The 9,318-nt window shown below is 42.9% G+C and carries 6 protein-coding genes and 1 pseudogene; all 7 read right to left on the bottom strand.

Annotation, left to right across the window (positions count from 1 at the left end):
* Positions 1–229: helix-turn-helix domain-containing protein (locus tag CCU_RS03875; protein WP_208895969.1), on the bottom strand; the 229-nt coding region annotated here is incomplete at its 3' end.
* Between the two features lie 154 nt (positions 230–383).
* Positions 384–686, bottom strand: a complete 303-nt coding sequence (locus CCU_RS03870; RefSeq protein WP_015533647.1) for a hypothetical protein — start codon at positions 684–686, stop codon at positions 384–386.
* Between the two features lie 9 nt (positions 687–695).
* Complete coding sequence (locus CCU_RS03865; protein WP_015533646.1) at positions 696–902, bottom strand: helix-turn-helix transcriptional regulator; 207 nt, start codon at positions 900–902, stop codon at positions 696–698.
* Positions 899–1,228: a DUF6442 family protein gene (locus tag CCU_RS03860; protein WP_015533645.1), complete on the bottom strand. Its 330-nt coding sequence runs from the start codon at positions 1,226–1,228 to the stop codon at positions 899–901. Before CCU_RS03860 ends, CCU_RS03865 begins: the two co-directional genes overlap by 4 nt.
* 254 nt (positions 1,229–1,482) lie before the next feature.
* Positions 1,483–1,860 (bottom strand): TnpV protein, encoded by a 378-nt coding sequence (locus tag CCU_RS03855; protein WP_177587479.1) that lies wholly within the window; start codon positions 1,858–1,860, stop codon positions 1,483–1,485.
* Positions 1,785–3,905 carry a recombinase family protein gene (locus CCU_RS03850; RefSeq protein WP_015533643.1) on the bottom strand — a complete coding sequence of 707 codons (2,121 nt, stop codon included), beginning with the start codon at positions 3,903–3,905 and terminating at the stop codon, positions 1,785–1,787. The genes CCU_RS03855 and CCU_RS03850 overlap by 76 nt, the downstream gene beginning before the upstream one ends.
* Positions 3,906–4,099: 194 nt before the next feature.
* Positions 4,100–9,318, bottom strand: a pseudogene (locus CCU_RS03845) (DEAD/DEAH box helicase family protein); the annotation flags it as partial.

Below are 9,318 nucleotides of genomic sequence, written 5' to 3'. Positions count from 1 at the left end.
TAACAGTCTTTCTATTCGTTGTTGATACTGGTTCTATTCCTTTAAGAATATAATCCGTTGTGACTTCAAAAAGTTCGCTCATAGCGATTACTTTTTCTAAATCGGGTGTGCTTTGTTCACTTTCCCATTTTGATACAGCCTGTCTTGATACACCAACCTTATCAGCAAGTTCCTCCTGCGAATATCCTTTTTGTTTTCGTAAATATTGTATTCTGTCTGCTATATTCATTGTCAGTTCTCCTTTCCTTTTGACAAAATCATAGCATTTTTTATAGTTGCATTACCACCACCTATGCTTGGAAATGTGTCAACCAACGGTTTCAATCAAGTTTTTCAGTTCAAAAATGTATTAAAAAATTCGGAAAATTCAAAGTTTCCTTTGCTTAAAAAATCCCTTTATTGTATTTAATTTGTCCATACAACATAAAGCCTAATCCGACAATAACTGCTGGAAGAATAATAAATCCCATAATCTCTTCACTCCAAAATGAAACTATAAAACCTAACACCAAAGATATTCCGATAATCAGTGTTCCTGTTCCAACGGCTTTTCCATACTTTGGTATATCTTCTTCTTTTACTTTTCGCCTATTGTAAGAATGAATTGTACTGATATTGCCTTTGATATTTACAATTCCCATAACAGATATGAACACTCCTAAAATCAACAACATAATGTTCTCCATAATTACCTCCTAAAAATAGAACAGTTCTTCAAATTTCTTGTCTAAAGCAATACATAAAATCAATGCCAACTTTGCTGTTGGGTTGAACTGTCCAGTTTCAATAGAACTAATGGTATTTCTTGAAACTCCTACCATTTCTGCAAGCTGTGTTTGAGAAAGATTTGCCGCTGTACGAACTTCCTTTAAGTGATTTTTCAAATGTAATTGCTCTTTCATATGCTCACCTCTAAAATTTGGCGAACAAATCCAACAAATGCCAAAACGGAAAGAATGAAAAACATAATGGTCAATAGCAAATCACTCCTTCGTTTCATTTTGATAAAGCGAACTAACCATTGTGTCGCAAGAATACTGAAATATATAACCCAAGGACTGTAAATCATAGTATGGGCAAGCATAGAAGATAGCAAAGAAAGCAGACAACACACCAAAGCCCCCACTCTACTTGCGTGACTTCCTGCTCGATATATCATTTCCATTTCAGCCAAGTCTTTATTTTGATGTTCTTTTCTACTTGCGTTTAAGATTTCTTCCTTTTTCATAAGAATACCTCCGTTCCAAGTTTTCTTTGCACACCTTAATTATACTCATACCAAGTTTTCTTGTCAATAGCGTTCATACAAAAGTTACAACCATATATAAGGGAATGGCATATCAGATACGGGGTTTATACCTGTTTGCGTTATACTTTTCTACCACTTCCATTACACTCACGACTTAATAACTTCTTGAATACTTGCCGAAAAAGAAAACTGCCATCCGTTAAGACAGCAGTTCCTTTTCGGTTGGTATGCTATTAGGAATACACAATATCGTTCAATACAATCTCGTCTACACAGGCTCCGATATTATTCATCAATCCGACCCATTTCATCATATCCTCTGCTTTCAGTTGTTCCGTTACACCTTGTTTTCTTGCCATTTCCTTTATCAGATACTTCGCCATATTACACGCCGAAGTATCAATTTCAGCAAGGTGTTCATATAACTTTCCACTTGTAAGAAGATTGAAATATAAGACTCTCTTGTGTTCTCTTAAATATCTTTCCCTCATTCTTCCGTATTTTGTGAGCATAGGCGGTTCTTCGTTTTCTACTGTTAAGCAGGGATAGTAATAATCTCCGATGAGTTCGTACTGGATACCAGTTCTTTTGTCTGTAATAAATCTTTGCATTTTGACTTCTCCTTTTGCTTCTTGTGATAAAATTCCAAAGATTTCTCGTTGTGATTTTGCTTTTGACATTCCTCAGAACATAATTTCTGCTGACTGTGTGTAGGCCAGTAGGTACTGCCACACACAGCACATACACGCTGACGATAATAATGATTTCCTTTTTCTGCTTCTCTGTCGGCTTTTGTCTTGTCCTGCCTTGCCTGATAGCAACAGTCCTTTGAACAGAAAATCTGTCGGTTGCTTGTAGGGATAAATTCTTTTTGGCAATGAGGACATACCTTTGTCTTGACGATTTCTCCACCGTTTTCAGCGAGTTCTTTCGCCTTTCGCTTCTCTCGGTAGGCTTTTTCACGCTCACGCTGTTTTGCCAATCGTTCCGCTTCTATCTGTTCTTCCTGTGCCTTTATTTCAGCAAGTTCTTCTTCCGTATAGGCAATATCGACCTGCCCGACATAGTTGAAATAAATATCAACCTTTTGTGTCCTTGCTTTTCCCACTCCCTCTGCTTCATAAACCACAATCTTGTCAATGAGTTCGGCAAACATCAAATCGGATATTTCTGTCGGCTCTTTGCACTTGCGTATCAAGGAAATGAAATGCTTAATATCAACCGTATTTGTCTTTTCTTCGGTCAGTTCCTGTTGCATTTCCTCAATCTTCGTTTCCAGTTCTGCCTGCTCATCATCATACTGCTTCATCAGTTGCTTGTACTGTCTTTCGGGCAGTAATCCCGAAACAAGATTTTCATACAAGCCACGACTGAGTTTGGAAAGTTCATCGTATCGTTTCTGAAAACGGTGCAATTCTGATTTATTCTGCTTTGGCTTTTCTGTCTGCTTTTCGTTCCACAATGCTTGAAGTTCCTTTGCAAAGGCTTCTTCGTCATTCAGAACAAATTTTGATAATCGTTTGACTGCCGATAATATCAAGGCTTCAACATTATCAGCACTAATCGAATGGGCAGTACAAGCGTTTACTCTGCTTGCATACCCACCGCAACGGTAAGAATACTGCACAGAACGGTCTTTTTTACTGTAATGCGTTTGCAGGGTCATTCTTCTGCCACAATCCGCACAGTACAGATAACCGCTTAAACGATTGCTATGCGTACCTTTGGCTGCTGTCCTGTTCGCTCGTTTCTTTCGTTTCTGAACGCTGTCCCAAAGTTCCTGCGAGATGATAGGCTCGTGCGTATTGTAAAACACATACTGTTCATCTTCATCGGTATTCTTCCTTTTGTGCAGCTTGAAATTGGTGCTGACCGATTTACGCAAAACAGTATGACCGAGATATTCCTGTCTGCTTAAAATTGTTCTTATGGTTGACATTCCCCAAAGATACGGGTCTGTAAACTTCATTCCGTTATACTGCTCGGGGTGATATTCCTTTGCGTGTGCTGCCGGAATTAAAACTTTTTCTTCGGTAAGAAATTCAGCGATTGCTCTCGGACTTTTGCCCTCGTTGGCAAGCAGAAAGATACGCTTTACCACCTCGGAAGCCACAGGGTCAACGACAAGCGTTTGTTTATCGGTTGCCAGTCGGTTATATCCATAGGGAATAGAACCGCTACAACGCTTTCCGTCTTTCATACGGGCATCAAACACAGCCTTGATTTTATTGCTTGTGTCTTTGGCGTACCATTCGTTCATTATATTCAAAAACGGGGCAAAGTCATTATCCGAAGCATTGTTGCTGTCAATGCTGTTATTGATTGCAAGAAAACGGACATCTTTCTGCGGAAACAGAATTTCCGTATAAAATCCGACTTGCAGATAGTTTCGCCCCAATCGGCTCATATCCTTAACGATAATCGTTGCGACATTTCCTGCTTCTACTTCTTTAATCAACTCTTGAAAACTCGGGCGATTGAAATTCACACCCGAAAAACCATCGTCAGTAAAATGGCGAATATTCGTGAACCCATTTCTGCGAGCATAATCTTCCAAGTATTTCTTTTGGTTGGTTATTGAATTTGACTCACCATTGAGGTCATCATCTCTTGATAAACGCTCATAGAGTGCTGTAATCTTTGAAGTCCTTGACATTCTCTTATCCTCCTTTCTTTATGTAATCTGATTTAGCATTACAGGAATTACTCCCTCTGCTAATAGGAGAAAATAGGGGTACAAAGCGGAACTGTTTTTCAAAAAAATCAAAAAAATTTTTGAAGTTCTGAAACCGACTTTGATAACCTATTTTCAATTTAGGAACGCATTATTTATCGTCCTACTAAAGTATAGCCCTCCGGTGCAAGCTCTATGGCGGTCTGCGTTTCTCCGAAAGTAGCCGCCCAACTGTCGAAATTGCCAAGACCGAGCTTCTGAAGTGTATTGTATTGCAGATAGCGCATATTCGTATAAAGCTCCGTCATACTGTTGGAAATCGGCGTACCGGTTGCAAAGGTAATACCCTTGCCGCCTGTCAGCTCGTCCATGTACTGACACTTTGCAAACATATCCGAGGACTTCTGTGCTTCTGTCTGTGCAATGCCCGTCACGTTCCGCATCTTAGTGTATAAGAAAAGGTTCTTATAATTGTGGCTCTCATCTACAAACAGCCTGTCAACGCCAAGCTGTTCAAAGGTTACTACGTTGTCCTTACGGGAAGTATCGTTCAATCGGCTCAGTCTTGCGCTTAAAGATTTTTTTGTCTTTTCCATCTGTTTGATAGTGTAACGCTCGCCCTTTTCCGCCTTGACCGCTTCGATTGCCATTTCTATTTCCGTTATCTGCCGCTCGATCATGGCAGCCTGTCTTTCCGTTGAAAGCGGTATCTTCTCAAACTGCGTATGCCCGATAATGACCGCATCATAATCCCCGGTTGCAATACGGGAACAGAATTTCTTACGGTTGGCAGGTTCAAAATCTTTTTTTGTGGCAGCTAAAATATTGGCACCCGGATACAGGCGAAGGAAATCACTCGCCCACTGCTCAATTAAGTGGTTCGGTACGACAAATAAGCTCTTTTGGCAAAGCCCTAACCCCTTGCTCTCCATTGCTGCAGCAATCATTTCAAAGGTCTTACCTGCACCCACACAATGGGCAAGCAGGGTATTATCTCCGTAAAGCTGATGTGCCACCGCATTTAGCTGATGCGGTCTTAATGTAATATCCGGTGTCATGCCCGGAAACTTCAGATGTGAACCGTCATACTCTCTCGGTCTGGTGGAATTGAAAAGCTCATTGTACTTGGCACACAAGGTCTGTCTGCGCTCCGGATCACGAAATACCCAGTCCTTAAAGGCTTCCCTTATGGCTTCCTGTTTCTGGCTGGCAAGCGTGGTTTCCTTTTTGTTAAGAACTCTCTTTTCCTTTCCATCTTCCTCTATCGTATCAAAAATACGGGTATCACGAAGGTTTAAGGAATCCTCCAGAATACGGTAGGCATTTGCCCGGCTCGTTCCGTAGGTCATATTGACAAGTGAATTGCCACAATCCGCATTTTTGCCCTTTACGTTCCACTGTCCTGTCACATCGGAATACTGCACCCAGACAAAGTTGCGGTCAAAGAGGTAATCTGGTGTTTCAAAGGTTTCCCGCATGAAATCCTCGATGTACTTAGGCTCAATCCATGTGGCACCGATACGCACCTCAATCTCGCTTGCATCAAGCTCCTTTGGCTGAACGCCCTCAAGGGCTGTGACATTGATTGCAAACTCCGGACGGTTCTCTGCAAATATCCTTGCGGTTGCCAGCTTTTCCCTGACATTGCCGCTTAAATACTCGTCTGCGGTTTCCCACTTTTCTGTGACCGGATTCTGGAAAATAATTCCGGCAAGTTCCTTTGCCACATCTTCCTCGCTTTTTCCCATAAGCTCCGACATATAGGCTAGGTCTACCCTTGCCTTTTCCCCTAATGACACCGCCAGTGCTTCACTTGCGGTATCCACACTTGTAACAACTTCTGCTTTTTTAATGGTTCGCTTGGAAAACATATCAGCCTTGCCTTTGAAGTTGCCCTCATCGTCTAATTTCTCCAATGAACAAAGCAGACAATAACTTGAGTCCTGATTAAACGCTCTCTTATTGGTCTGTGAATTGATTAGACCGTATTTCTTGGAAAACGCATCATACAGCTCATTAAGCTCTGCCTGCTTGCTCTTAATCATATCTTCCGGATATTCATTCAACTGATAGTCAATCAGCTCCTGTGTACAGTCACGAATCTGCACCATGCCTTTCATACGCTGCTCCATCGTTTCTGATACGTCCACAGGCTTCATAATGGAATTTTCCCGGTAATACACCCTCTCGTCCACGATCGTGTAACTGTAATTCTTCACGCCTGGATCGGCGGGGACTGCTTCTCTTGCCAGCTCATCGTCAAGCTCATCGAACTCTACCCCGTCAATGCTGCCCTCGATATGGGATATAGCCTTTTCAAGCTGCTTGGATAATGAAATGGTGGTATTCGGTGTGCAGGTAGCTTCCATGCCAAACTGCCCGCTGACCATTTCCATTTTTCCCATGATCATTTCCGGGTGGTCTGCAAAATACTGGTTCATGGCTATGCCATCTTCATTTTCACAAAGATGCACCCAATCCGGCAGGGTGTAGATTACCCTGTCACGCTTCTTTAAGAAAAGAATGTCCGAAGTGACCTCCGTCCCTGCATTTTCCTTAAAGGCTGTGTTGGGAAGCCTGATCGCTCCAAGAAGCTCCGCTCTCTGCGCAAGGTACTTTCTGACTTCCGGACTTTTCTTATCCATTGTTCCCTTTGAGGTGACAAATGCCACTACGCCGCCCGGTCTGACCTTATCTAAGGCTTTGGCGAAAAAATAATCGTGTATGAGAAAGGTATGCTTATCATAGGCTCTGTCTGCCACCTTGTATTGACCGAAAGGCACATTTCCGATTGCAACATCAAAGAAATCGTTTGGATAGTCTGTCTTTTCAAAGCCTGTGATCTTCACATCGGCATTCGGGTAAAGCTGCCTTGCGATTCTTCCGGTAATTCCGTCCAGCTCCACACCATAAAGCCTGCTCTCCTGCATATTCTCCGGCAGCATACCGAAAAAGTTGCCGATACCCATTGCCGGCTCCAAGATGTTGCCTTTGGAAAAGCCCATTCGTTCCATCGCATCATAAATCGCCTTGATGATAACAGGGCTTGTGTAGTGGGCATTTAAGGTACTTTCCCTTGCTGAATCGTATTCTTCGGCTGACAACAGACTCTTTAATTCCTGATATTCACTTGCCCAATTCGCTTTGGTTTCATCAAAGGCATCAGCAAGACCGCCCCAGCCTACATATTTTGCTAAAATCTCCTGTTCTGACCGTGTGGCAATACGGTTTTCTCCCTCAATCTTTTCAAGCGTTCTGATTGCTTCCACGTTCTGACGGAATTTTTCTTTTACCGCAAACCCTTTTCCGGCACTTTCCTCTGTTTCCGGAGCAATACGGAAGTTGACTGCACCCGATTTGTCAATCGGCGGCTGTTCCTTTGGCGCTTCTGCTTCATTCTGTGGCTCCGGTTCGGCAATCACTTCACTTTCTTGCATAGGATTGGACAATTCTTTATTTTTCTGTTCATATTCACCCCATACTCTTTGGGAAACAGCAGAAAAATAAGGAGATTCTTCTTCCATAATAATGAAGCGAATCTCCTCCATGTCCTCAAGGCTCTTTGCCCCGGCTATTTTATCATGGTACTTAAAATATAATGCTTCCCTGCCAAGAATGCCCTCCAATCGTGCCAGTTCAGGCTCCGGCATACGTTCCCATATATCATCCTTCTCCGTATGAATGGTAAAGCCTTCTCCGTCATCATGGTACTCAAGCGTATATTGCAACTTATCATGTTCCCCACGAATATCACACTCAAAATCATAGACTGTTGTTCGTGTACCTCTGATATATTCCCGGTCTATCAATACAAGGTTTTGAACATCATCCGCAGTCAAAGGCGGTTCTTCTTTCTGCTCTATGGAAGGCTCGCCCTCATAACGTGACGCATACTGTCCGGCATCCTTTAACAGTCCGTCCATCTCCAGAGCTTTTTCTGTTTCGCCGCTGATTGTCTGCATCATTACATAATCTGCCGCTTCTGCAAAAAGGAAATCATAGACCTCTTTTCCTTTTAAAGTGCGCTCATCGTCAGCAATCGTGACTGCCTGTGTTTCCTCGTTCCATCCAACCACATCTTTCCGGTCTAATGCTCCGCAGATTTTAACCACAGCCGACATTTCAGACAGCCTTTCATTTAACTGATCTATGTCTGCTTTCCCGGTTTCCGGTGCTGTTGGTTCTCCTTCAGCAACAGTTCCTGTTTCTCTATCTAATTCCTGATTGGTTACACCATGCTCCAACTTCTCCTGTTCTTTTCGCATGGCTTTCTCTGCCTGTTCCTGTTTATACTGTGCATAGGCTTCCTTTCTCTCCGGCGAAAGGTATTTATCTGCCTGCACAAGCTCCCGGATACGTTTCTCCACTACATTCCAGTTTAAAAGCACCTTTGCGTAAGGACTGCCATAGTTACCTTTCTCCAGACGGATACCTTTGGCATCGTGATCCTCGTGCGCTCTGTCACTTCCTGGAAGTGCGTGGGAGCTGCCACCCATACCATATTCATTCTTCAGAAAAGCAATGTTGTCTTTCTTGTCATGCCCTTCCATGAAATACTCATAGATACGGAATTTTCCATGTTCAAAGCCGCTTCCACCTGTCAGCCTGTAATCAATCTCGTCCTGTGTGATAAAGTCCTCATTCCTTACTTCCACCGTATCAGGTGTCGGAAATTCTTTCTTTTCCACACCTAAATCCGCAAGCTGTTCTAATAAATAATCCGGTCTTTTCACATACCGCCATTTAATCTGCTTTTCTCCGCTGTCAAGCTGTGCCTTTGCCTGTTCAAGCTCATCCTTAATCAGTTCTCTGCCCTCAGTGGTGGATAAAAGCTCGCATAGCCTTTCCATGCTTGCTGGGTAGTTAGAAAATTTAAGCTCCAGACTCTCCGGCATTTCCGATATACCATCACGGAAGAAATTGTTAATGTCCGTAGCAATTCTCTCACGCTCCACCACATCCACAAGGAATACTTCATTGGCACTCATATAAGTACCATTCTCCACCATAACACGGATATGGCTCTCCACTTCGCTCCAGCCCATCACTGCAAGGGTATTTTCCTTTGCCGATGTACCGTAACCGATACGCATACCCATTTCATCAAACCACAGTGAAACAGGATTTCCGTCAAACTCAAACCCTTTTCCGGTAGTCTTATACTCGTTCTTCAAAAATTCTGCCATTTCTTCCGGTGTCTTACCCTGCTGATACTTGGCATAGATACGCTTTCTGCTGTTATCCCTACCGCCGCCACTACGCAAGATACTGTCAATCTGCTCCTGTGGCAAAGAAAAAGCAGCGGGCATGGTATATTGAATACTTGCTTCCGCTGCTGCGATTGTGCCGACCTGTTCCTCAAAGCTCGGAAACAGGCTTAACTGCTGATAGGTTC

Origin of the sequence: Coprococcus sp. ART55/1 (assembly GCF_000210595.1) — a bacterium.
Taxonomy (GTDB): Bacteria; Bacillota; Clostridia; order Lachnospirales; family Lachnospiraceae; genus Coprococcus; species Coprococcus aceti.
The sequence above is the reverse complement of the archived record's forward strand: the minus strand, read 5'-3'. Positions and strand labels throughout refer to the sequence as shown.

Excerpts from the sequence above, each read along its gene's own strand:
- CCU_RS03870 (WP_015533647.1), bottom strand. The coding sequence starts at position 686 with ATGGAGAACATTATGTTGTTGATTTTAGGAGTGTTCATATCTGTTATG.
- CCU_RS03865 (WP_015533646.1), bottom strand. The coding sequence starts at position 902 with ATGAAAGAGCAATTACATTTGAAAAATCACTTAAAGGAAGTTCGTACA.
- CCU_RS03860 (WP_015533645.1), bottom strand. The coding sequence starts at position 1,228 with ATGAAAAAGGAAGAAATCTTAAACGCAAGTAGAAAAGAACATCAAAAT.
- CCU_RS03855 (WP_177587479.1), bottom strand. The coding sequence starts at position 1,860 with ATGCAAAGATTTATTACAGACAAAAGAACTGGTATCCAGTACGAACTC.
- CCU_RS03850 (WP_015533643.1), bottom strand. The coding sequence starts at position 3,905 with ATGTCAAGGACTTCAAAGATTACAGCACTCTATGAGCGTTTATCAAGA.